Here is a 21,173-nt window from a genome sequence, read left to right as displayed (position 1 = left end):
CCAACAAGGGCCGTACCCCGAGCTGTGACCTACGTGACGGGCTGTGAGTGCCACGTCACCAGCCGTGGAGGCCGATCCCGAACATATCGGGCGTATCCGTGTGAGTCAGCGGTCGGTGCCTGGTGTCTGAGTCGCCATGATCAGGAGCGGAATGATGGCTTCAGATGGTCAATGTCCGTTTCGTTAGGGCATATTGCCCGTCGGATTTGACCGAATTGTCCGCGAGGTCGTGAGCAAACTCACACGCACCTCGTGGGCAGTTGGCGCCTTCGGCAGGGAATTGGATGTTTAGCCTGACGCTTTACATGAGGGACCTCTCTGTAACCCCGCCGACACAGGACTAGGACGCGTACAACCGTGAAGACGACGATGATGTTCCACCGGATCGCCAACCCGCGACGCACCACCCTGGCGCATCTGAAGGACGTCGGCGAACTGCGGACGCCCCAGCAGCCGGAGCACTCCGTCGACCTCCCCGCCCAGACGGCCAACCCCCGGCGCACGGTGCTGGTGGACGTCCCGGTCGGCGCGACGGCCATGGCCGGAGAGTAACGGCCACGGCCGGAGAGTGACGGGCGGGGGCCTCGCCCGATGCGCTGAACCACGGCGGCCGCGTTCCCACGGCCGCCGGCGCGCCGCACGGCCCGCGGCACGGCCCCCGGGGCGCACGCCGGAGACCGCGAACCTGGATTCCCACCGGTTAACCTGGGGCGTCAGTACGCCGGTTCTCAGTAAGGGGCGCAAGGATCCCGTGCGCATCGCCAGGTTCTCCATCGACGGGAACGTAGCCTTCGGCGCGGTCGAGGGCGACAAGCAGGACGAACTCGTCCTCGACATCATCAAGGGCATCCCGTTCGCGGACTACGAGCTGTCCGGCACGAAGGTGCCGCTGAGCAAGGTCAGGCTGCTCCCGCCGGTCCTGCCCAACAAGGTCGTGGCGTTCGGCCGCAACTACGCCGAGCACGCGCGTGAGCTGGGCAACGAGGTCCCGGACGCCCCCTTCGCCTTCTTCAAGCCCTCCACCTCGGTGATCGGCCCCGGCGACGAGATCCAGTACCCCTCCTTCTCCGAGGAACTGCACCACGAGGCCGAGCTGGCCGTGGTCATCGGCCGCATGTGCCGCGAGGTCCCGCGTGAGCGCGTCAAAGACGTGATCTTCGGCTACACCTGCGCCAACGACGTCACCGCCCGCGACGTGCAGAAGCGCGAGAAGCAGTGGGCGCGCGCCAAGGGCTTCGACACCTCCTGCCCGCTCGGCCCCTGGGTGGAGACCGGCCTCGCCCTCGAACGGGCGAACGACCTCACCATCCAGCTCACCGTCAACGGCGAACAGCGCCAGCTGGGCCGTACGAGCGAGATGGTCCACCCCATCGAGGACCTGGTCGTCAACATCTCCGAGGCCATGACCCTGCTCCCCGGCGACGTCATCCTCACCGGCACCCCCGCGGGGGTCGGCCCCCTGAACGTCGGCGACGAGGTCGCCGTCTCCATCGAAGGCATCGGCACTCTCACCAACAAGGTTGTCAAGCGTGGCTAGCGCACCCGGCTCACCCGTACGCGTCCGTTTCTGTCCCTCGCCCACCGGTAACCCGCACGTGGGCCTGGTCCGCACCGCCCTGTTCAACTGGGCGTTCGCCCGGCACCACCAGGGCACCCTGGTCTTCCGCATCGAGGACACCGACGCCGCCCGCGACTCCGAGGAGTCCTACCACCAGCTGCTCGACGCGATGCGCTGGCTCGGCTTCGACTGGGACGAGGGCCCCGAGGTCGGCGGCCCGCACGCGCCGTACCGCCAGTCGCAGCGCATGGACATCTACCGGGACGTCGCCCAGAAGCTCCTGGACACCGGCCACGCCTACCACTGCTACTGCTCCCAGGAGGAGCTGGACACCCGCCGCGAGGCCGCCCGCGCCGCCGGGAAGCCCTCGGGTTACGACGGCCACTGCCGCGACCTGACCGAGGCGCAGGTGGAGGAGTACAAGGCCCAGGGCCGTACGCCCATCGTCCGCTTCCGGATGCCGGACGAGACGATCACCTTCACCGACCTGGTCCGCGGCGAGCTGACCTTCACCCCGGAGAACGTGCCGGACTACGGCATCGTCCGCGCGAACGGCGCCCCGCTGTACACGCTGGTCAACCCGGTCGACGACGCGCTGATGGAGATCACCCACGTCCTGCGCGGCGAGGACCTGCTCTCCTCCACCCCGCGCCAGATCGCGCTGTACAAGGCGCTGACGGAGCTGGGCATCGCGAAGGGCGTCCCCGAGTTCGGCCACCTGCCGTACGTGATGGGCGAGGGCAACAAGAAGCTCTCCAAGCGGGACCCGCAGTCGTCGCTGAACCTCTACCGCGAGCAGGGCTTCCTGCCGGAGGGCCTGCTCAACTACCTGTCTCTGCTGGGCTGGTCGCTCTCCGCGGACCAGGACGTCTTCACGATCGCCGAGATGGTCGCCGCCTTCGACATCTCCGACGTGAACCCCAACCCGGCCCGCTTCGACCTGAAGAAGTGCGAGGCGATCAACGGCGACCACATCCGCATGCTGGATGTGAAGGAGTTCACCGAGCGCTGCCGCCCCTGGCTGAAGGCCCCCTTCGCCCCCTGGGCGCCCGAGGCCTTCGACGAGGCCAAGTGGCAGGCGATCGCCCCGCACGCCCAGACCCGCCTGAAGGTGCTGTCGGAGATCACCGACAACGTCGACTTCCTCTTCCTGCCGGAGCCGGTCGAGGACGAGGCTTCGTGGGCCAAGGCGATGAAGGAGGGCAGCGACGCCCTGCTCCGCACGGCCCGCGAGAAGCTGGATGCGGCCGACTGGACCTCCCCCGAGTCCCTGAAGGAGGCCGTCCTGGCCGCCGGTGAGGTGTACGGCCTCAAGCTCGGCAAGGCCCAGGCCCCGGTCCGCGTCGCCGTCACCGGCCGCACCGTCGGCCTGCCGCTCTTCGAGTCCCTGGAAGTCCTGGGCAGGGAGAAGACGCTGGCCCGGATCGACGCGGCGCTGGTGAAGCTGAGCGCGTAGCCGGCCCATGCGTCAGGGGCGGCACCCGGTGTGTTCCGGGTGCCGCCCCTGTTGCGTCGGTCACTGGGCGTCGGCTTCGTCGATCAGATAGGCGCTCTCGTCGAAGATCTCCAGCACGACGATGACCATGATCGCGCCGGCCACCATGTACTCCAGCATGACGCCCGGGGCCACATACGCCTTGCGCAGATGCTCGTCAGGGCCCAGTTGCGCGGTCGATGTCTTCCGGAACGGGTCACGGGCCAGTATCCGTACGGCCCTGTCCAACTGCGCTCGACGTTCTGCCGGCAGGGCGTCGAACGTCGCACGGGCCTCGACGGTGAACTGGACGCGGTACTCGCTCATGCGGACCAGTGTGCCAGCCGTTCGGCGGTACCGTCGGTGGCATGACGATCAGAGCCGTGGTCTGGGACGTGGACGACACCCTGTTCGACTACACGAGCGCCGACCGGGAGGGCATGCGGGCGCATCTGGCCGTGGAGGGGCTGCTCGCCGGGTACGACAGCCCCGAGCAGGCCCTCGTCCGGTGGCGGGAGATCACCGACCGGCAGTGGGCGCGGTTCTCGGTCGGGGAGGTCAGCTTCGAGGGGCAGCGGCGCGACCGCGTGCGGGTCTTCCTGGACGCGGATCTGACCGACGCCGAGTGCGACGCCTGGTTCCAGCGGTACATAGGGCACTACGAGGCCGCCTGGAGCGTCTTCCCGGACGTCCTGCCCGCCCTGGAGGCCCTCTCCACCAGCCACCGGCACGCGGTGCTGTCCAACTCCAGCCTCACGGTCCAGGAGCACAAGCTGCGCACCCTCGGCCTCCTCGACCGCTTCGAGGTCGTGCTGTGCGCCGCCGAGCTGGGCGTCTCCAAGCCGGAGGCCGGCGCCTTCCTGGCGGTCTGCGAGGCGCTGCGGCTGCCTCCGCACGAGGTGGCGTACGTCGGAGACCACCCGGAGATCGACGGGCGGGGCGCCGCCGAGGCCGGGCTGCTGTCCGTGTGGATCGATCGCGGGACGGGCTCGGCGCAGGACGTCGGGGAGGTCGTCTGCCGCCGGATCTCGACCCTCGCCGAACTCCCCGCGCTCGTCCGCGCGGATACCCGTTTTGGAGCCCCGTCCACCTTCGGGTAATGTTCTTCCTGCGCCGAGGGGAGCGGGCCGGAAGGCCGGAGCCCCGAGGAGCAAGCTAGAACGAGGACCCCGCAGGGGCTTGAGTTCCAGTGGCCTATGGTGTAATTGGCAGCACGACTGATTCTGGTTCAGTTAGTCTTGGTTCGAGTCCAGGTAGGCCAGCTCGCAGAGCTTATCTGCAAAGCCCCCGTTGTGTAGCGGCCTAGCACGCTGCCCTCTCAAGGCAGTAGCGCCGGTTCGAATCCGGTCGGGGGTACTGATCCTGATCCTGTCGGGATCGCTAGGGCCCCCGTTGTGTAGCGGCCTAGCACGCCGCCCTCTCAAGGCGGTAGCGCCGGTTCGAATCCGGTCGGGGGTACTGACTGGTCTAAACCATCATTGGTCTATGGTGTAATTGGCAGCACGACTGATTCTGGTTCAGTTAGTCTTGGTTCGAGTCCAGGTAGACCAGCTCGGACCTGCGGAAACGCAGCGTCCAGGCCCCCGTTGTGTAGCGGCCTAGCACGCCGCCCTCTCAAGGCGGTAGCGCCGGTTCGAATCCGGTCGGGGGTACGCGCAGGGAAGGCCCTCCACCTCGGTGGGGGGCCTTCGCCGTATCCGGACCTACTCGAAGCCGTACCGCCGGCCCGACTCCTCCTCCTGGGCCAGCCGGCGCAGCGCCTGCAGCATCGGCTCGGTCAGCACCGAGCCGAGCACCGCCGTCTCCACCTTCTCCGCCTCCGACGGATGCGTCTCCACGAAGTCCAGGTCGAGTTTGGCCACCTCGTGCATCAACCTGCCGTACGACGCGAGCAGTTCGAACCCCCACTCGTAACCGAGCCGGCGGAACGCGGCCACCGCCACCACCAGCGAGCGGTACGAGGGGGAGATCGTCGTCAGCAGCTTCGCGTTCGACCAGCCCAACCGGTCCAGCAGCTCGTCCACCTCCCGGTGAGCCGCCTGCACGAAGGCGTCCTCCTCGTCCGGCTCCGGCACCTGCGGCAGCGCCCACAGGGCCGCGCCCAGCCGGATGGTGCGGCCCAGGGCGTGGTCGTCGACGTTGCGCAGCACCTCCCGGACCGTGGCCACGGGGATCCCGCCGACCTGGATCATCGCGCGCACCAGCCGCAGCCGCCGCAGATGCTCGTCCCCGTACTCCGCCGTCGTGGTGTTGATCTGGCGACCCGGCGGCAGCAGGCCTTCGCGCAGGTAGTACTTGATCGTCGCGGTGGACACACCGCTGCGTCTGCTCAGTTCGGCCAGCCGCACGTCTTGCGCTCCTTCTTGGATAACGGCACTATCCAAGCATCAACTCTTGGATAGCGCTGCTCGCCAACGAGGGGGAAGTCGTCATGGTGTCCCGTACGACCGCCGACGCGAAGGGCGAGGTCGTCGTCCTGCTGATCGGCATGCGCATCAACCGCTTCTGGGCCGTCCACCTGTGGCTGCCGGTGATGCTCGCGATGTTCCGCATGCTGCGCGAACTGGAGAAGGACCCGGCGCGGGGCCTGCGCAGCCGTGTCATGCTGACGGCTTCTCCGCGCTCGTACTACATCGTGCAGTACTGGGAGTCCAAGGAGAAGCTGTACGCCTACGCGGCCGCGCCGGACGCGTTCCACCACAAGGCCTGGGCGCGGCTCAACCGCAAGGAGCGGACCGGGAAGCTGCGGGGACAGGTCGGGATCTGGCACGAGGCGTACGTCGTGCCGGAGGGGTCGTACGAGGCGATCTACGGGGACATGCCGGCGTTCGGGCTCGCGGCCGCGCACGGGCAGGTCCCGCTGGAGGAGCGGGGGCGGTACGCGAAGGACCGGTTCGCCTACCGGTCGCAGAAGGCGCCGGTGGCCGAGAAGACCGGCTGACCGGGGGATCGGGGGAGCGAGGAGGGCCTGCCGCGGCGTTGGGGCAGGCCCTCCTCGGTGTTCCCGGGTCCGGGCTCAGCCCGTGCGGCGCAGGGCCTCCGAGAGGCGGGCGGCGGCGTCGATGACCGCCTGCGCGTGCATACGGCCGGGGTGGCGGGTCAGGCGCTCGATCGGCCCGGAGACGGACACCGCGGCGACCACGCGGTTGGAGGGGCCGCGCACCGGCGCGGAGACGGACGCGACGCCCGGCTCGCGCTCGCCGATGGACTGGGCCCAGCCGCGCCGCCGTACTCCCGACAGGGCCGTCGCCGTGAAGCGGGCGCCCTGCAGGCCGCGGTGCAGGCGCTCGGGCTCCTCCCAGGCCATCAGGATCTGCGCCGAGGAGCCGGCCTTCATCGTGAGCGTGGAGCCGACCGGGACGGTGTCCCGCAGACCGGACAGGCGCTCCGCCGCGGCCACACAGATCCGCATGTCACCCTGGCGCCGGTAGAGCTGTGCGCTCTCGCCGGTGACATCACGGAGGTGGGTGAGCACGGGGCCCGCCGTCGCGAGCAGGCGGTCCTCGCCGGCCGCCGCCGCCAGCTCCGCGAGACGCGGCCCGAGAATGAAACGGCCCTGCATGTCGCGTGCCACCATGCGGTGGTGTTCCAAAGCCACGGCCAGGCGGTGAGCCGTGGGTCGTGCCAGTCCGGTCGCGCCGACCAGACCCGCGAGGGTGGCCGGACCGGACTCCAGAGCGCTCAGGACGAGGGCCGCCTTGTCCAGAACGCCGACGCCGCTACTGTTGTCCATGCAACGATACTTGCGTCTCACTCTGTGAAACGCAAGTTCAATTTTCCGTGGAACGCGCCACTCTGGAATCACACAACGGCCCGCAGACCGACGGGCTTGGCGGTGGACGCCCGGAATCACGACTTCATGGGGCCCCTCAGCAGGGCAGTCGCCGCTTCCTCAAGATCTCTAGTTGGGCCGGTGGACGCTTGCCGGCCGGAGGGAAAGCGATGGGTAGGACACTCGCGGAGAAGGTCTGGGACGACCACGTCGTCCGGCGCGCCGAGGGCGAGCCCGACCTCCTCTTCATCGATCTGCACCTGCTGCACGAGGTGACCAGCCCGCAGGCCTTCGACGGGCTGCGCAAGAACGGCCGTCAGGTGCGCCGCCTCGACCTCACCATCGCCACCGAGGACCACAACACCCCGACCCTCGACATCGACAAGCCCATCGCCGACCCGGTCTCCCGCGCCCAGCTGGAGACGCTGCGCAAGAACTGCGCCGAGTTCGGCGTGCGACTGCACCCGCTGGGCGACGTCGAGCAGGGCGTCGTGCACGTCGTCGGCCCGCAGCTGGGCCTGACCCAGCCCGGTACGACCGTGGTCTGCGGTGACTCCCACACCTCCACGCACGGCGCGTTCGGCGCGCTGGCGTTCGGCATCGGCACCTCGCAGGTCGAGCACGTGCTGGCCACCCAGACGCTGCCGCTGGCCCGCCCCAGGACCATGGCCATCACCGTCGAGGGCGAGCTGCCCGAGGGCGTCACCGCCAAGGACCTGATCCTGGCGATCATCGCGAAGATCGGTACGGGCGGCGGCCAGGGCTACATCCTGGAGTACCGCGGCTCCGCCATCGAGAAGCTCTCGATGGAGGCCCGGATGACCATCTGCAACATGTCGATCGAGGCGGGCGCCCGCGCGGGCATGATCGCCCCGGACGAGACCACCTTCGCGTACCTCAAGGGCCGCCCGCACGCCCCCGAGGGCGCCGACTGGGACGCCGCCGTCGCGTACTGGAAGACGCTGAGGACGGACGACGACGCCGAGTTCGACGCCGAGGTCGTGATCAACGCCGACGAGCTGTCGCCGTTCGTCACCTGGGGCACCAACCCCGGCCAGGGCGCGCCGCTTTCGGCGAACGTCCCCGACCCGGCTTCGTACGAAGACGCTTCGGAGCGTCTCGCCGCCGAAAAGGCCCTGGAATACATGGGGTTGGAGGCCGGACAGCCCCTGCGCTCCATCAAGGTGGACACCGTCTTCGTAGGCTCCTGCACCAACGGCCGCATCGAGGACCTGCGCGCCGCCGCCGCGCTCCTGAAGGACCGCAAAGTCGCCGACGGCGTACGGATGCTGGTCGTCCCGGGCTCCGCGCGCGTGGGTCTGCAGGCCGTCTCCGAGGGCCTGGACGTGGTCTTCAAGGAGGCCGGCGCCGAATGGCGGCACGCGGGCTGCTCGATGTGCCTCGGCATGAACCCCGACCAGCTGGCCCCGGGCGAGCGCTCCGCCTCCACCTCCAACCGCAACTTCGAGGGCCGGCAGGGCAAGGGCGGTCGTACGCACCTGGTGTCGCCGCAGGTCGCGGCCGCCACGGCCGTCCTGGGCCACCTGGCCTCGCCCGCCGACCTGTCCGACGCCCCCGTGCCCGCTGGAGTCTGAGAAATCATGGAAGCCTTCACCACCCACACCGGCCGGGCCGTCCCGCTGCGCCGCAGCAACGTCGACACCGACCAGATCATCCCTGCTCACTGGCTCAAGAAGGTCACGCGGGACGGCTTCGAGGACGGGCTGTTCGAGGCCTGGCGCAAGGACCCCGAGTTCATCCTCAACCGTCCCGAGCGGCAGGGCGCGACCGTCCTGGTCGCCGGCCCCGACTTCGGCACCGGCTCCTCCCGCGAGCACGCCGTCTGGGCGCTGCAGAACTACGGCTTCAAGGCCGTGATCTCCTCGCGCTTCGCGGACATCTTCCGGGGCAACTCGCTGAAGAACGGGCTGCTCACGGTGGTCCTGGACCAGAAGATCGTGGACGCCCTGTGGGAACTGACGGAACAGGATCCCACTGCTGAGGTCACTGTTGACCTTGAGGCACGTGAGGTTCGCGCGGAGGGCATCACCGCCCCCTTCGAACTGGACGAGAACTCCCGCTGGCGGCTGCTGAACGGCCTGGACGACATCTCCATCACGCTCCAGAACGAGGCCGACATCGCCGCGTACGAGACCAAGCGGCCGTCGTACAAGCCGCGGACGCTCCAGATCTGATCCAACCCCCGAGCGGGTCGCGTTTCGGCCACCCAACACCCCGTCCGTACCCCCGATCGCCACGATCGGGGGTACGGCCGTGTCTGGACCCGAACGGCCCCGTGAGCTTCTCGCTCCGCGCTCAACTTGCCACGTTACGAAGGCCGTTGCCTGGGTACGTGAGTGCTGGGATCGCGTCCTCCGCAAGTGCCTGGAAGGCCATTTGAGGCGGCAGTTGCCCCCTGCGCAGGCGACAACTCGCCCCAGATGGCACAATCTGTGCATGGAACACGACGGCCAACTCCAGCTCTATACGGCGGTCGCGAACCAACTCAAGGAAGCGCACGCAAGGGTGCGCGCACTGCAAGTCCCGGAGGGCGTACGGATGGCGCTGACCCGGAAGCTGCTGGTCATTACGGCCGCGGCCAAGCACGATCTCGCCGCTGCGGCAAGGCGGCTCGAGCGGTTCAACACGGACCTCGACGAGGGTCGGATCCCCGGCGAGGGCGACTGAACAGCCCGAGACCACCGAGTCTGTTGCGGCACAAGGGTGATAAGCCCGTTTCGTGTTTGATTTGCGGTATATATCTGCCTAACGTGCGAAAAAGCTTGAACACTTTCGTTCTGGCGATGTCTCCGAAGGGGAAGACGTGAACAAGGCGCAGCTCGTAGAAGCGATTGCCGACAAGGTCGGCGGCCGTCAGCAGGCCGCCGAGGCTGTCGATCATGTCCTGGACGCCATCGTCCGCGCGGTCGTCGCGGGCGAGCGGGTCTCGGTCACCGGCTTCGGGTCCTTCGAGAAGGTGGACCGCCCCGCCCGCTACGCCCGCAACCCTCAGACGGGCGAGCGGGTTCGGGTCAAGAAGACCTCCGTGCCGCGATTCCGCGCCGGTCAGGGCTTCAAGGACCTGGTGAGCGGCTCGAAGAAGCTGCCGCGCGGCGGCGAGGTCTCGGTCAAGAAGGCGCCCAAGGGCAGCCTGACCGGCGGCGCCGCGGCGACGGTCAAGAAGGCCGCCGCGAAGAAGACCACCAAGGCGGCCGCGAAGAAGGTCACGGCCAAGAAGGCGGCGCCGACGAAGAAGGCGGCCGTCGCGAAGAAGACCACGGCGAAGAAGGCGCCCGCCAAGAAGACCACGGCGGCCGCCAAGAAGACCACCGCGGCGAAGAAGACCACCGCCAAGAAGGCGACGGCCAAGAAGGCCCCGGCGAAGAAGGTCACCGCGAAGAAGGCCCCGGCCAAGAAGTCGACGGCCCGCAAGACCACCGCCAAGAAGGCCACCGCCCGCAAGGCGACGTCGTAAGGACGCCAGGGCACTCACGCGCCGGGCCGGACTCCCCTGGGAGCCCGGCCCGCGGCGTGTGTAAGGGCAGTTACAGCGTTTGAAGGGTTACGAGGGTGATGCGCAGGGCGTCCCCGCATCCCTCCGTCTCGATCCGCACCCGCTGCCCCGGCCTCAGGAGCCGCAGGCCGCCCGCGTCGAACGCCGGGGCGTCGAAGGGTACGGGGGTGCCGTCGTCGAGGAGCACCTTTCCGCTGCGGGTTTGGGGATCGTAGGTGTATGCGGTGGCCTGCATGAAGGCCAGCCTAATGTCCGCCGCTGCGGGATGCGCCGTGAGGCCGCGGCCGTGCGCTCAGAATCCGGGGATCAGCAACCCCGCCGACACCGCAGCCGTATGCGGGCCGACGCCCAGGGCCAGTGCCGCCCGCAGATCGTCCCCCGTGTCCACGTCCTGCCGTACCGAATCCACGCCCGTGAGCCGGAGTTCCTCCGCCCCCGAGCCCCGGTGCCGGGCACGGGAATCAATGCCGAACTCCGGCTGCAATTCCCCGTCGGGCCCCGCGGCCAGCAATGTCGTGCCCCGTCCCGCCGCATCCGCGAGAAACGCCCGGGGAAACTCCGCCGCCGCGCCCAGGACGAGGGCAAGTTCCGCCGGGCGCAGCGCCGGCAGATCGGCGTTCAGGGCGGCAACGGGTGTGCGCGGGCGTATTCCGCGCACGGCCGCCGCGCCGTGCGCCAGCGCGGCGTTCAGGCCGCTTCCCGGCGCGTCCGGGACGATCCGCGCGCCCAGTGCCGCCAGCTCGCGCGCCGCCCGTCCGTCGTCCGTGACGACCGCCACATCCGCCACGGCGGCCGTACAGGACAGCGCCGCGGCCACCGTGTCCTGGGCGAACGCGAGCGCCAGCCCTGGGCGCACCCCGTCGCCCGCGGTGTCCGAGAGCCTGCTCTTGGCCCGCGACAGGGGCTTCAGGGGGATGACCAAGGTCCACTGCACCGGCGTACCGTCCCTCTCTCGTCTCGATCATTGTCCCCCGCGCCACCTGGCGCTGTCGGTGACGGGGCGTACGGTGTTCTCGACAGACCGGCGGCACGGGGCGACAATCGTGCGGCCCCCGCCGGGGTGGCAGCCTCTAGAGGAAGGTGTCCTTGTGCCCCGCCGCAGAATCGGCTTCTGGTACCGCTTCGCCGCGGTGCTCTGCAAACCGCCGCTGGTCGTTCTGATCAAGCGGGACTGGCGCGGAATGGAGCACATTCCGGCCGAGGGCGGATTTATCACCGTGGTGAACCACAATTCCCACGTGGACCCCTTCGCGTACGCGCACTATCAGTACAACACCGGGCGGGTTCCGCGATTCCTCGCGAAGAGCGGGCTTTTCAAGAAGGGATTCGTCGGCGCCGCCATGCGCGGCACCGGGCAGATCCCCGTCTACCGCGAGTCCACGGACGCGCTCAGCGCCTTCCGGGCCGCGATCGACGCCGTGGAGCGCGGCGAGTGCGTCGCCTTCTACCCCGAGGGCACCCTCACCCGCGACCCGGACGGCTGGCCCATGACCGGCAAGACCGGTGCCGCCCGCGTCGCCCTGCAGACCAAGTGCCCGGTCATCCCGATCGCCCAGTGGGGCGCCAACGAACTGCTGCCGCCGTACGCCAAGAAGCCGAACCTCTTCCCGCGCAAGACCCACCACGTGCTCGCGGGCCCGCCCGTGGACCTCTCGCGCTTCTACGACAAGGAGATGACCCCGGACCTGCTCAAGGAAGCCACCGAGGTCATCATGGCGGCCATCACCCGCCGACTCGAGGAGATCCGCGGCGAGAAGGCGCCCGAGACGCCCTACGACCCCCGCCGCGAGCGGATCGAACAGCGGCGCCGCACCGAGGCGCAGACGGCGCAGACAGCGCAGGCCAAGGGCAAGGAACCGGAGGGGCAGGGCAAGTGAGCAAGGCGGTCAAGGCGGCGGTCATGGGCACCGGCTCATGGGGCACCGCCTTCGGTATGGTCCTCGCCGACGCGGGCTGCGAGGTGACCCTGTGGGCCCGCCGCCCCGAGCTGGCCGAGGCCGTCAACTCGACGCGGACCAACCCCGACTACCTGCCGGGTGTCGAACTCCCGGAGAACCTCAGAGCCACCTCGGACCCGGCCGAGGCCCTGCGCGACGCCGAATTCACCGTCCTCGCCATCCCCTCCCAGACCCTGCGCGCCAACCTCGCCGAGTGGACCCCGCTGCTCGCCCCGGACACCGTGCTCGTCTCCCTCATGAAGGGCGTCGAACTCGGCTCCACCATGCGGATGAGCGAGGTCGTCGACGACGTCGCCAAGGTCGGCTCCGACCGCATCGCGGTCGTCACCGGACCCAACCTGGCCCGTGAGATCGCCGCCCGCATGCCGGCCGCCGCCGTGGTCGCCTGCACCGACGTGTCCGTCGCCCAGCGCCTCCAGGCCGCCTGCCACACGCCGTACTTCCGGCCCTACACGGAGACCGACGTGGTGGGCTGCGAACTGGGCGGTGCCGTGAAGAACGTCATCGGGCTCGCCGTCGGCATCGCGGACGGCATGGGGCTCGGCGACAACGCCAAGGGCTCGCTCATCACCCGGGGCCTCGCCGAGACCGCGCGGCTCGGTGTCGTGCTCGGCGCCGACCCGCTGACGTTCTCCGGACTCGCGGGCCTCGGCGACCTGGTGGCGACCTGCTCCTCGCCGCTGTCCCGCAACCACACCTTCGGCACCAACCTCGGCAAGGGCATGACCCTGCAGGAGACCATCGCGGTCACCAAGCAGACCGCCGAGGGCGTCAAGTCCTGCGAGTCCGTGCTGGATCTGGCCCGGCGGCACGGCGTCGACATGCCCATCACCGAGACGGTCGTCGCGATCGTCCACGAGGGCAAGTCCCCGGTGGCCGCCGTCAAGGAGCTGATGTCGCGCAGCGCGAAGCCGGAACGACGCTGAGCGAACCCCCCGGGCCGACGCTGTATCCGGGCTCTACCAACGGGTACTCTCAACGCGATATGAGCACCGAGAACCTCCCCCAGAGCCCTGAGCAGCAGCCCCGCAAGCCGCGCGTGGCCGTCGTGTTCGGCGGCCGCAGCTCCGAACACGGGATCTCCGTGGTCACCGCGGGCGCCGTCCTCAAGGCCATCGACCGGACGAAGTACGACGTCCTGCCGATCGGCATCACCCGGGACGGCCGGTGGGCGCTGACCGCCGACGAGCCGGAGCGCATGGCGATCACCGACCGCCGCACCCCCGACGTCGAGGAACTGGCGGAGTCGCACGAGGGCGGCGTGGTGCTCCCCGTCGACCCCGCGAACCGCGAGGTCGTCTACAGCGAGCCCGGCTCGGTGCCCAAGGCGCTCGGCGAGGTCGACGTGGTCTTCCCGGTGCTGCACGGCCCCTACGGCGAGGACGGCACCCTGCAGGGCCTCCTGGAGCTGTCCGGGGTGCCGTACGTGGGCGCCGGTGTGCTCGCCTCGGCCGTCGGCCAGGACAAGGAGTACATGAAGCGGATCTTCACCTCCTACGGGCTCAAGGTCGGCCCGTACGTGGTGATCCGGCCGCGCGAGTGGGAGCGGGACGAGTCCACCGCCCGCAAGAAGATCGTCGACTTCGCCGGCGAGCACGGCTGGCCGCTGTTCGTGAAGCCCGCCCGCGCGGGCTCGTCCATCGGCATCACCAAGGTCGACGACCTGTCCGGCCTGGACGAGGCGATCGCCACCGCGCAGGCCCACGACCCGAAGATCCTGGTCGAGGCCATCGTGCGGGGCCGTGAGATCGAGTGCGGCGTCCTGGAGTACGAGGACGGCCCGCGCGCCTCCGTCCCGGCCGAGATCCCTCCGCCGGACGCGCACGCGTACTACGACTTCGAGGCCAAGTACATCGACTCCACGCCCGGAATCGTCCCGGCGCCGCTCACCGCGGAGCAGACCGCCGAGGTGCAGCGGCTCGCCGTCGAGGCGTTCGAGGCGGTCTCCTGCGAGGGTCTGGTCCGCGCGGACTTCTTCCTCACCGAGGACGGCGAGTTCGTGATCAACGAGATCAACACCCTGCCCGGCTTCACGCCCATCTCGATGTACCCGCAGATGTGGCAGGCCGGCGGCGTCAGCTACCCGGAGCTGATCGACCGCCTGGTGCAGGCGGCGCTGCGCCGCTCGACCGGCCTGCGCTGAGCAGCCCGCGAGTCACCCGCGCATGGAGGCGATCCCCTCGGGGATCGCCTTCTTCACGGCCGCGGCGAGATCCGTGAGCACGGCCGTGCCCTCCTCCTGCGCGGACATGCCCCTGGGCAGCCCGATCTGCACGTATGCCACGCGGCCCGCGGTGGTGAACCGCCAGGTGCCGTCGCTCTGCTTCTCCATCAGCCAGTCGACGCCGTTCACCCCGCCCGCGATGGCGTCGGGGTCACCGCCCTCGGCCACCTTGGGATCGATCATCTTCGGCGGCCGTACGACACCACAGCGCAGTATGATCGCCGGGTTTCCCCAGCCCGCTGTATAGGCGGACCGGGGTCCGGGGTCGTTGCGGCTTCGCCCGTCGAGCTTCTGGGGCAGCACCCGGTGCAGGGCCCGGCACACCGGCGCCGTCTTCGCGTCGGGACTGGGAACCGCCACGGCGGCGCTGTCGTCTGCCGAGGAGCAGCCCGCGACCGCGATCAGGAGCGCGGGTGCGAGCAGGCCGAGGGGCCGGTGACGGGAGATGTTCACCGGCCAAGCGTAGACGGGGGCTACAGATGCACGACCGGACAGGTCAGGGTGCGGGTGATGCCGTCCACTTGCTGGACCTTGGCGACCACCATGCGACCGAGGTCGTCGACCGTGTCGGCCTGGGCGCGCACGATGACGTCGTACGGTCCCGTCACGTCCTCTGCCTGGATCACTCCAGGGATCTTGCTGATCGTCTCGGCGACGGTCGACGCCTTGCCGACCTCCGTCTGGATCAGGATGTACGCCTGTACCACGGAACCTCCAGGGCGGCCACGAGGATCATGTGGGGAAAAGGAACGCCACGGTATCGCGTCGCCGCTCCCCGCGGGGAGACCTGCGGGAACCGGGCTTGCGCGCCAGGGTGCAGGCACGACGGAAGTTGACGGTCGCAAGGGCCGTTCCGACGGTCTTCCGGACCGTACCGACAGTCACCTCGACCGTATCGGGGACACTGATGACGCGCGACTGGGCACGGCATGGCAGAGAAGGGGAGCAAGGGCAATGAAGGGCACTGTTGGTGAGCTCGGGGAGTTCGGGCTCATCAGGGAGCTCACCTCCCGTCTCACCACCACCCCGGCGGTCCGGATCGGCCCCGGCGACGACGCCGCGGTGGTCGCCGCGCCCGACCGCCGGGTGGTGGCGAGCACCGACATCCTGCTGGAGGGGCGGCACTTCCGCCGCGACTGGTCCACGGCGTACGACGTCGGGCGCAAGGCGGCGGCGCAGAACCTCGCCGACATCGCCGCGATGGGCGCCGTACCGACCGCCCTGCTGCTCGGTCTGGTCGTCCCGGCCGAACTCCCGGTGACCTGGCCCAGCGAGCTGATGGACGGCCTGCGTGACGAGTGCCAGGTCGCGGGCGCCTCCGTGGTCGGCGGCGACGTCGTGCGGGGCGACACGATCATGGTGTCGATCACCGCGCTCGGCGATCTGCGCAACCAGGAGCCCGTCACCCGGGCCGGTGCCCAGCCCGGCGACCTGGTCGCCGTCACGGGCTGGCTGGGCTGGTCCGCGGCCGGTTACGCGGTCCTCTCCCGGGGTTTCCGCTCCCCGCGGGCCTTCGTGGAGGCCCACCGCCGCCCCGAGCCGCCCTACCACGCGGGCCCGGCCGCCGCCGCGCTCGGCGCGACCGCGATGTGCGACGTGAGCGACGGACTGATCGCCGACCTCGGGCACATCGCCGAGGCGAGCAAGGTGCGCATCGACATCCGCTCGGGCGCGATCGACATCCCGACCCAGATGAACGACATCGGGCAGGCCGTCGGCGTCGACCCGCTGCAGTGGGTGCTGACCGGGGGAGAGGACCACGCGATCGTCGCGACCTTCCCGTCGGACACCAAGCTGCCGGCCCGCTGGAAGGTCATCGGCGAGGTCCTCAACCCCTCCGCGCTGCCGCAGGTGACCGTCGACGGGGCGCCCTGGACCAGCAAGGGCGGCTGGGACCACTTCGGGGACATCGAGTCGTGATCCCTCGCGTGCTGACCGTGGCGGGCTCCGACTCGGGGGGCGGAGCGGGCATCCAGGCCGACCTGAAGACGATGCTGGCGCTCGGCGTGCACGGGATGAGCGTGATCACGGCGGTGACCGCGCAGAACTCCGTGGGCGTGCAGGGCGCCTGGGAACTGCCCGTGGAGGCGGTACGGGCCCAGTACCGCAGTGTCGTGGACGACATCGGCGTCCAGGCCGTCAAGACCGGCATGCTGGCCTCCGCGGAACTGGTCGAGGCGGTCGCCGAGTTGATCTCCGGCACGGACGCTCCGGCCGTCGTGGACCCGGTGGGCGTCTCCAAGCACGGCGATGCGCTGCTGGCCGCGTCCGCGCTGGACACCGTACGGACGAAGCTGCTCCCGGTGGCGACCGTGGCGACCCCGAACCTCGACGAGGTGGCACAACTCACCGGGGTGCGCGTGGAGTCCGAGGACGATCTGCGACCGGCCGCGGCGGCCGTGCTGGAATACGGGCCGCGCTGGGTGCTGATCAAGGGCGGGCACCTGCCCGGGGACGCCGTGGACCTGCTCACGGACGGTGTCGCCGAGTACCGGCTGCGTGCGCCCCGCCACGACAACCGGCACACGCACGGCACGGGCTGCACGCTCGCCTCGGCCATCGCGTCGGGGCTGGCGAAGGGGCTCTCCGTGCCGGAGGCGGTCACGGCGGCCAAGGAGTACGTCACGGGGGCGATCGCCGCCGGATTCGCGCTCGGCGCGGGGATCGGGCCGGTGGATCACGGTTGGCGGCTGCGGGGGTGACCCCGCCGAGAGCTCCGGCTACGGCAAAAAGCTCCGGGTACGGCAAAAAGCCGGCCCACCCTCAGGTGGACCGGCTCAGTGCAGCGAACCAGGCAGTGGCCGCGCGCTCAGCTGTAGCGTCAGCGCGAGACCTTGCCGGCCTTGATGCACGAGGTGCAAGCGTTCACGCGCTTCGGCGTCCCGCCGACCACGGTACGCACACGCTGGATGTTCGGGTTCCAGCGGCGGGACGTACGGCGGTGCGAAAACGAGATGTTGTTGCCGAAGCCCGGCCCCTTGCCGCAGACGTCGCAGTTGGCAGCCACGGGTCACTCCAAAGACTTCAGATGCACTTACGGTTAATCCCGGCATGCCGGGATCGAGATCCTAAGACCTGAGATCTTGAGTGGCGCTGCCAGGGGAACGGCCCGATCGGATCGGGCAACCGGAGCAGCATACAACGGCTGCGCCCGTACAACGAAACTACCATGGCAGCTCAGGGCACCGCTCCCGGCCCTCTTCCGGTGGACAGGGTTCCTGGGTCTACGCTGCGACCACGTTCAGCCAGCTCAGGGAGGCGCAGGTGGCGCAGGTGCCGCAGACATTCCTCGATGCTCTCGCGGTGCGCAGCTGGTGCGGTCTGGCACTCGGAGCGCTCGGTCGCGCGCGTGAGGAGATCGACGCGATCAACGTCTATCCGGTGGCCGACGGCGACACCGGGACCAATCTCTACCTCACCGTGGAATCGGCGGCCACGGCCGTGGAGGCGGTGTTCGCCGGGTACGGGACGGGTGCGGGGGAGCCCTCCCTGGCGGACGCCGTGCACGCGATGGCCCACGGGGCGCTCATCGGGGCCCGCGGCAACTCCGGGACGATCCTGGCGCAGCTGCTGCGCGGCATGGCGCAGGTGCTCGCCGACGACATCGGGCGCGAGACGCCGCACATCGACGGCGCGGCGCTGCGGCGGGCGCTGCGGCGGGCCGCCGACTCCGCCCGGCAGGCCGTGGCCCACCCCGTCGAGGGCACGGTGCTGACCGTCGCGTCGGCCGCCGCCGAGGCCGCCGAGGAGACCGAGGGCGACTGCGGCACGGTCGCGCGGGCGGCCTACGAGGGCGCGCGGACGGCCCTGGCGGCCACTCCGGGCCAGTTGCCCGTGCTCGGCCGGGCCGGGGTGGTCGACGCGGGCGGACGCGGGCTCGTGGCGGTGCTGGGGGCATTGGTGGAGGCGTTCACGGGGGAGGCGGTGCGGGAGGCTCCGGTGGCACGGGAGGCTTCGGCGGCGTGGGAGGTCCCGGCGGCGTCGGAGACCCCGCGGACCCTGGTGGTACGGCAGACCCCGCAGGCCCTGGTCGCGGGGGAGGCCGCGGACGCGGTTCCCGGCGGGCACGCGCGCGGGGAGGGCATGTCCGACGCCGGCCTGTGCGCCGACGCCACCGAGACCGGCGGGCCCGCCTACGAGGTGATCTATCTGCTGGAGGCGGCAGACACGGCCGTGGCCCGGCTCCGGGAGCGCCTCGACGCGCTCGGCGACTCCCTGGTCGTGGTCGGCGGCGACGGCCTGTGGAACGTCCATGTGCACGTCGACGACGCGGGCGCCGCCGTGGAGGCGGGCGTGGAGGCCGGGCGGCCGTACCGGATCCGGATCACGCACTTCGGGCTCGGGGACGTGCACACCGGCGGCGAGCGGCCCCCGCGCGAGCGCGCCCAGCGGGCCGTCGTCGCCGTCGTACCGGGCGAGGGCCTGGCCGGGCTGTACACCGAGGCGGGCGCCACGACCGTCCTCGCGCGCCCCGGGGAGCCGCCCGCCAGCGGGGAGCTGGTGCAGGCCGTACGGCGTGCCCACGCGCGCGAGGTGGTCCTGCTGCCCAACGACGCCGAGCTGCGCCACACGGCCGCCGCGGCCGCCGAGCAGGCCCGCACCGAGGGCATCCGGGTGGCCCTGATCCCGACCCGCTCCGCGGTCCAGGGCATCGCCGCGCTCGCCGTGCACGAGCCGGAGCGCCGGTTCGACGAGGACGTGGTCCAGATGACCGCGGCGGCGGGCGCCACCCGGTACGCCGAGGTCGTCGTCGCCGAACACCAGTCCTGGACCACGGCCGGCATCTGCCAGGCCGGGGACGTGCTCGGGCTGATCGACGGCGACGTGGCGGTGATCGGCGCCGATGTCACCGCCACCGCCGCGACCGTCCTGGACCGCATGCTCCAGGCCGGCGGCGAGCTGGTCACCCTCGTCGTCGGCGACGAGGCCCCCGAGACCGTCGCCGAGCACCTCGAGGCCCGCGTACGGGAGTCCTACCTCGCCGTGGACACGGTCGTGTACCGGGGCGGCCGCCAGGGGACCCTGCTGCTCATCGGCGTGGAGTGACCCCGCGCCCTCACTGTCCGAGCCCGAGCATCCCGGTGGCCTCCGCCCGCCGCGCCCGGACGGTCTCGTCCTCGTCGTCGGCACCTTCGTAGGCCGCGAGCACGGCACGCGCGCGTGCCGCCGCCTCGGCCGGCCGGCCGAGGCCGGCCTCCAGCCGCCCGGCGGCGAGTTCGGCACCGGTACGGTCGTGCAGCCCGTCCACGCCCAGCGCGCCGAACAGCGCGGCCGCCCGGTCCATCTGGACCAGCGCCGCCTCGAACTCGTCCTGGATCACGCCACCTTCGCCCTGCTCCCGCTCCCCGTCCTCCCCGTCCTCCTCGTCCCGCTCGATCGCCGAGCGGGCCAGCAGGTCGCCGAACTGGCGATGGGTGTGGGCGAGTTCGTCCGTGAGCTGTTCCCGGGACACCGGATCGGCCGCTGCCTCCCGTGCCCGCTCGCACTCGCGGACCGCCTCCGCCATCAGCGCCCGTGCGCTCTCCGCTCCGCCGTCCCCGCGCAGGGCCAGCCAGCCGCGGGCGCGCAGCGAGCGGACGAGGAAGGCCGGGTTGCCCAGTGCGCGCCACAGTTCACCCGCCCGCGCGTAAGCCCGGTCGGCTTCCGCCGGCAGACCGGCCTTGCCCAGCGACTCGGCGGCGAGGTGGGCGAGGGTGGCGTGGTCCTGCTGCTCGGGCCAGTGCCGGGCGGTCTCGGCCGCCCGCAGCCGGTGCTCGGCCGCCGCCCGGTGCTCGCCGAGCTCGCCGAGACAGTCCCCGAGCCACCACCGCGCCTGTACGACGGCCCCGTCCCCGTGCGTCTCGGCGGTCAGGTCGGCCAGCGCCGACTCCAGCACCTCGGCGGCCTCGGCGAACCGCCCCTGCCGCAGCAGGAACCCGCCCAGCTGCTGCCGCGCCCAGGCACCCAGCGTGCCGCTCTCGCCCGCCTCGTCGGCCCAGTGCGCGGCCTCCAGCGCGTGCTCGGCGGCCTCGGCGGTCCCACCCCGGGCACCGACGACCTCGGCGAGCTGCAGATGCAGCTGGGCCCGCCCGACCGGCTCGACGTACGGCCCGCCGTGCTCCAGCGCGGCCCGCAGCGCCCGTTCGGCCCCGGCCGGGTCACCGGCCTGGTGGGCGAGTGCGGCGACCTGCACCTCGTACTCCACGGCGAACCACGGCAGCCCGGCGCCCACGTACGCGTCGGCCGCCCGCCGGAACAGCTCCGCGGCCCGCCCGGAGTCCCCGCGCATCCCGGCAAGCTCGGCCAGCATGCCCCGCGCCTCCGCGGCCCGAGCGGCCAACCGCACATCGTCCGAGCCCCGCCCGCCGACCAGCGCCAACACCTCACCCACGGCCTTCTCGGCCCGCTCGAGCCCATCCGGCGCCCACTCCTGCGCGGCCCCGCCGGAGACCGACTCCCCGGGCACACCGTCCTCGGGCGCCGGCCGCTGGGCGCCCACCCCTCCTGAGGACGACCCGCCGGGCATGCCGTCCTCGGCCCCCGACCGATCGCCGGCCGGCCCACCGGAGGCCGGTTCGCCGGGCAGGCTGCCCTCGGGCCCCGGCCGGGAGGTGGCCGGCTCGTCGGTGACGGGCTCGCCGGGTGCGGCGTCGTCGGGCTTCGGCCGAGGGGATACCGCCCCGCCGGTGGCCGG

23 protein-coding genes, 5 tRNA genes and 1 pseudogene are annotated in these 21,173 nt (G+C 71.0%); 20 read left to right on the top strand and 9 right to left on the bottom strand.

Annotated elements, in window-relative coordinates:
- Positions 1-357 precede the first annotated feature (357 nt).
- From ACWDEN_RS16445 to gltX, 3 genes are all read left to right on the top strand, one after another.
- Positions 358-552 carry a hypothetical protein gene (locus tag ACWDEN_RS16445; protein ID WP_351620801.1) on the top strand — a complete coding sequence of 65 codons (195 nt, stop codon included), beginning with the start codon at positions 358-360 and terminating at the stop codon, positions 550-552.
- A gap of 199 nt (positions 553-751) precedes the next feature.
- A complete protein-coding gene (locus ACWDEN_RS16440; RefSeq protein ID WP_351620804.1) occupies positions 752-1,537 on the top strand; it encodes a fumarylacetoacetate hydrolase family protein in 786 nt (261 codons plus the stop codon).
- The gene (gene gltX, locus ACWDEN_RS16435; RefSeq protein WP_450859489.1) at positions 1,530-3,014 is read left to right on the top strand and encodes a glutamate--tRNA ligase; all 1,485 of its coding nucleotides are present in this window, start codon (positions 1,530-1,532) and stop codon (positions 3,012-3,014) included. The genes ACWDEN_RS16440 and gltX overlap by 8 nt, the downstream gene beginning before the upstream one ends.
- Before the next feature lie 60 nt (positions 3,015-3,074).
- Here the strand turns inward: gltX and ACWDEN_RS16430 are convergent, their stop codons facing one another.
- Positions 3,075-3,359, bottom strand: coding sequence for a type II toxin-antitoxin system RelE family toxin (locus ACWDEN_RS16430; RefSeq protein ID WP_069778531.1), 285 nt, complete (start codon positions 3,357-3,359; stop codon positions 3,075-3,077).
- Positions 3,360-3,400: 41 nt separating this feature from the next.
- On the opposite strand from ACWDEN_RS16430, the gene ACWDEN_RS16425 reads away from it, so the two are divergent.
- The 6 genes from ACWDEN_RS16425 (at position 3,401) to ACWDEN_RS16400 (ending at position 4,684) form a co-directional block, all read left to right on the top strand.
- Entirely contained in the window at positions 3,401-4,132 is a 732-nt protein-coding gene (locus ACWDEN_RS16425; RefSeq protein WP_351620809.1) for an HAD family hydrolase, read from the top strand.
- A 90-nt stretch (positions 4,133-4,222) separates the two neighbouring features.
- A tRNA-Gln gene (locus ACWDEN_RS16420) sits at positions 4,223-4,294 on the top strand.
- Positions 4,295-4,315: 21 nt separating this feature from the next.
- Positions 4,316-4,388, top strand: a tRNA-Glu gene (locus ACWDEN_RS16415).
- Positions 4,389-4,417: 29 nt separating this feature from the next.
- Positions 4,418-4,490 (top strand) — tRNA-Glu (locus tag ACWDEN_RS16410).
- A 21-nt stretch (positions 4,491-4,511) separates the two neighbouring features.
- Positions 4,512-4,583: transfer RNA gene (locus tag ACWDEN_RS16405), tRNA-Gln, on the top strand.
- Positions 4,584-4,611: 28 nt separating this feature from the next.
- Positions 4,612-4,684: transfer RNA gene (locus ACWDEN_RS16400), tRNA-Glu, on the top strand.
- Between the two features lie 51 nt (positions 4,685-4,735).
- Here the strand turns inward: ACWDEN_RS16400 and ACWDEN_RS16395 are convergent.
- Positions 4,736-5,380: a MerR family transcriptional regulator gene (locus ACWDEN_RS16395; protein WP_351620811.1), complete on the bottom strand. Its 645-nt coding sequence runs from the start codon at positions 5,378-5,380 to the stop codon at positions 4,736-4,738.
- 83 nt (positions 5,381-5,463) lie between these two features.
- Here ACWDEN_RS16395 and ACWDEN_RS16390 point away from each other — a divergent pair, with 83 nt between their 5' ends.
- Complete coding sequence (locus ACWDEN_RS16390) at positions 5,464-5,973, top strand: DUF4188 domain-containing protein (RefSeq protein WP_450859488.1); 510 nt, start codon at positions 5,464-5,466, stop codon at positions 5,971-5,973.
- Positions 5,974-6,048: 75 nt separating this feature from the next.
- Here the strand turns inward: ACWDEN_RS16390 and ndgR are convergent, their stop codons facing one another.
- Positions 6,049-6,765: an IclR family transcriptional regulator NdgR gene (ndgR, locus tag ACWDEN_RS16385; RefSeq protein ID WP_030577649.1), complete on the bottom strand. Its 717-nt coding sequence runs from the start codon at positions 6,763-6,765 to the stop codon at positions 6,049-6,051.
- 209 nt (positions 6,766-6,974) lie between these two features.
- Between ndgR and leuC the strand changes: the two genes are divergently transcribed.
- The 4 genes from leuC (at position 6,975) to ACWDEN_RS16365 (ending at position 10,279) form a co-directional block, all read left to right on the top strand.
- On the top strand, positions 6,975-8,399 hold the full coding sequence (gene leuC, locus ACWDEN_RS16380) for a 3-isopropylmalate dehydratase large subunit (RefSeq protein ID WP_351620817.1): 1,425 nt from the start codon (positions 6,975-6,977) through the stop codon (positions 8,397-8,399).
- A gap of 6 nt (positions 8,400-8,405) precedes the next feature.
- On the top strand, positions 8,406-8,999 hold the full coding sequence (gene leuD / locus ACWDEN_RS16375; RefSeq protein ID WP_351620820.1) for a 3-isopropylmalate dehydratase small subunit: 594 nt from the start codon (positions 8,406-8,408) through the stop codon (positions 8,997-8,999).
- A gap of 262 nt (positions 9,000-9,261) precedes the next feature.
- On the top strand, positions 9,262-9,492 hold the full coding sequence (locus ACWDEN_RS16370; protein ID WP_351620823.1) for an SCO5555 family protein: 231 nt from the start codon (positions 9,262-9,264) through the stop codon (positions 9,490-9,492).
- A gap of 136 nt (positions 9,493-9,628) precedes the next feature.
- Complete coding sequence (locus ACWDEN_RS16365) at positions 9,629-10,279, top strand: HU family DNA-binding protein (RefSeq protein WP_351620826.1); 651 nt, start codon at positions 9,629-9,631, stop codon at positions 10,277-10,279.
- Between the two features lie 70 nt (positions 10,280-10,349).
- Here ACWDEN_RS16365 and ACWDEN_RS16360 read toward each other — a convergent pair whose 3' ends face one another.
- Entirely contained in the window at positions 10,350-10,553 is a 204-nt protein-coding gene (locus ACWDEN_RS16360; RefSeq protein ID WP_351620829.1) for a hypothetical protein, read from the bottom strand.
- A gap of 57 nt (positions 10,554-10,610) precedes the next feature.
- Positions 10,611-11,252 (bottom strand): 2-phospho-L-lactate guanylyltransferase, encoded by a 642-nt coding sequence (cofC, locus tag ACWDEN_RS16355; RefSeq protein WP_351620832.1) that lies wholly within the window; start codon positions 11,250-11,252, stop codon positions 10,611-10,613.
- 154 nt (positions 11,253-11,406) lie between these two features.
- On the opposite strand from cofC, the gene ACWDEN_RS16350 reads away from it, so the two are divergent.
- The 3 genes from ACWDEN_RS16350 to ACWDEN_RS16340 are packed head-to-tail and all read left to right on the top strand — an operon-like array spanning position 11,407 to position 14,419.
- Complete coding sequence (locus tag ACWDEN_RS16350; protein WP_351620834.1) at positions 11,407-12,195, top strand: lysophospholipid acyltransferase family protein; 789 nt, start codon at positions 11,407-11,409, stop codon at positions 12,193-12,195.
- Positions 12,192-13,202: an NAD(P)H-dependent glycerol-3-phosphate dehydrogenase gene (locus ACWDEN_RS16345; RefSeq protein WP_450859487.1), complete on the top strand. Its 1,011-nt coding sequence runs from the start codon at positions 12,192-12,194 to the stop codon at positions 13,200-13,202. The genes ACWDEN_RS16350 and ACWDEN_RS16345 overlap by 4 nt, the downstream gene beginning before the upstream one ends.
- Positions 13,203-13,261: 59 nt before the next feature.
- Positions 13,262-14,419, top strand: coding sequence for a D-alanine--D-alanine ligase family protein (locus tag ACWDEN_RS16340; protein WP_450859486.1), 1,158 nt, complete (start codon positions 13,262-13,264; stop codon positions 14,417-14,419).
- Positions 14,420-14,431: 12 nt separating this feature from the next.
- Here the strand turns inward: ACWDEN_RS16340 and ACWDEN_RS16335 are convergent, their stop codons facing one another.
- Together ACWDEN_RS16335 and ACWDEN_RS16330 are read right to left on the bottom strand one after the other, a co-directional pair.
- Positions 14,432-14,953: a DUF3515 domain-containing protein gene (locus tag ACWDEN_RS16335; protein WP_351620842.1), complete on the bottom strand. Its 522-nt coding sequence runs from the start codon at positions 14,951-14,953 to the stop codon at positions 14,432-14,434.
- Between the two features lie 20 nt (positions 14,954-14,973).
- Positions 14,974-15,207 carry an Lrp/AsnC family transcriptional regulator gene (locus ACWDEN_RS16330; protein ID WP_003997603.1) on the bottom strand — a complete coding sequence of 78 codons (234 nt, stop codon included), beginning with the start codon at positions 15,205-15,207 and terminating at the stop codon, positions 14,974-14,976.
- A gap of 247 nt (positions 15,208-15,454) precedes the next feature.
- Here ACWDEN_RS16330 and ACWDEN_RS16325 point away from each other — a divergent pair, with 247 nt between their 5' ends.
- Both ACWDEN_RS16325 and thiD read left to right on the top strand, forming a co-directional pair.
- Entirely contained in the window at positions 15,455-16,420 is a 966-nt protein-coding gene (locus ACWDEN_RS16325) for a thiamine-phosphate kinase (RefSeq protein WP_228622989.1), read from the top strand.
- Positions 16,417-17,202, top strand: a complete 786-nt coding sequence (thiD, locus tag ACWDEN_RS16320; RefSeq protein WP_450859485.1) for a bifunctional hydroxymethylpyrimidine kinase/phosphomethylpyrimidine kinase — start codon at positions 16,417-16,419, stop codon at positions 17,200-17,202. Before ACWDEN_RS16325 ends, thiD begins: the two co-directional genes overlap by 4 nt.
- Before the next feature lie 119 nt (positions 17,203-17,321).
- Here the strand turns inward: thiD and rpmB are convergent, their stop codons facing one another.
- Positions 17,322-17,507 (bottom strand): 50S ribosomal protein L28, encoded by a 186-nt coding sequence (gene rpmB / locus ACWDEN_RS16315; RefSeq protein ID WP_009190838.1) that lies wholly within the window; start codon positions 17,505-17,507, stop codon positions 17,322-17,324.
- Positions 17,508-17,764: 257 nt separating this feature from the next.
- Between rpmB and ACWDEN_RS16310 the strand changes: the two genes are divergently transcribed.
- A complete protein-coding gene (locus tag ACWDEN_RS16310; RefSeq protein WP_450859484.1) occupies positions 17,765-19,546 on the top strand; it encodes a DAK2 domain-containing protein in 1,782 nt (593 codons plus the stop codon).
- Positions 19,547-19,556: 10 nt separating this feature from the next.
- Here the strand turns inward: ACWDEN_RS16310 and ACWDEN_RS16305 are convergent.
- A pseudogene (locus ACWDEN_RS16305) lies at positions 19,557-21,173 on the bottom strand (hypothetical protein); the annotation flags it as partial.

The sequence above is a fragment of the Streptomyces sp. NPDC001153 genome (assembly GCF_053598315.1).
This window is presented reverse-complemented; position numbering and strand designations above follow the sequence as displayed.

Coding starts and splice junctions, on each gene's coding strand:
- ACWDEN_RS16430 (WP_069778531.1), bottom strand. CDS start 3,359: ATGAGCGAGTACCGCGTCCAGTTCACCGTCGAGGCCCGTGCGACGTTC.
- ACWDEN_RS16425 (WP_351620809.1), top strand. CDS start 3,401: ATGACGATCAGAGCCGTGGTCTGGGACGTGGACGACACCCTGTTCGAC.
- ACWDEN_RS16390 (WP_450859488.1), top strand. CDS start 5,464: ATGGTGTCCCGTACGACCGCCGACGCGAAGGGCGAGGTCGTCGTCCTG.
- ndgR (WP_030577649.1), bottom strand. CDS start 6,765: ATGGACAACAGTAGCGGCGTCGGCGTTCTGGACAAGGCGGCCCTCGTC.
- leuC (WP_351620817.1), top strand. CDS start 6,975: ATGGGTAGGACACTCGCGGAGAAGGTCTGGGACGACCACGTCGTCCGG.
- leuD (WP_351620820.1), top strand. CDS start 8,406: ATGGAAGCCTTCACCACCCACACCGGCCGGGCCGTCCCGCTGCGCCGC.
- ACWDEN_RS16370 (WP_351620823.1), top strand. CDS start 9,262: ATGGAACACGACGGCCAACTCCAGCTCTATACGGCGGTCGCGAACCAA.
- ACWDEN_RS16360 (WP_351620829.1), bottom strand. CDS start 10,553: ATGCAGGCCACCGCATACACCTACGATCCCCAAACCCGCAGCGGAAAG.
- ACWDEN_RS16340 (WP_450859486.1), top strand. CDS start 13,262: ATGAGCACCGAGAACCTCCCCCAGAGCCCTGAGCAGCAGCCCCGCAAG.
- ACWDEN_RS16325 (WP_228622989.1), top strand. CDS start 15,455: ATGAAGGGCACTGTTGGTGAGCTCGGGGAGTTCGGGCTCATCAGGGAG.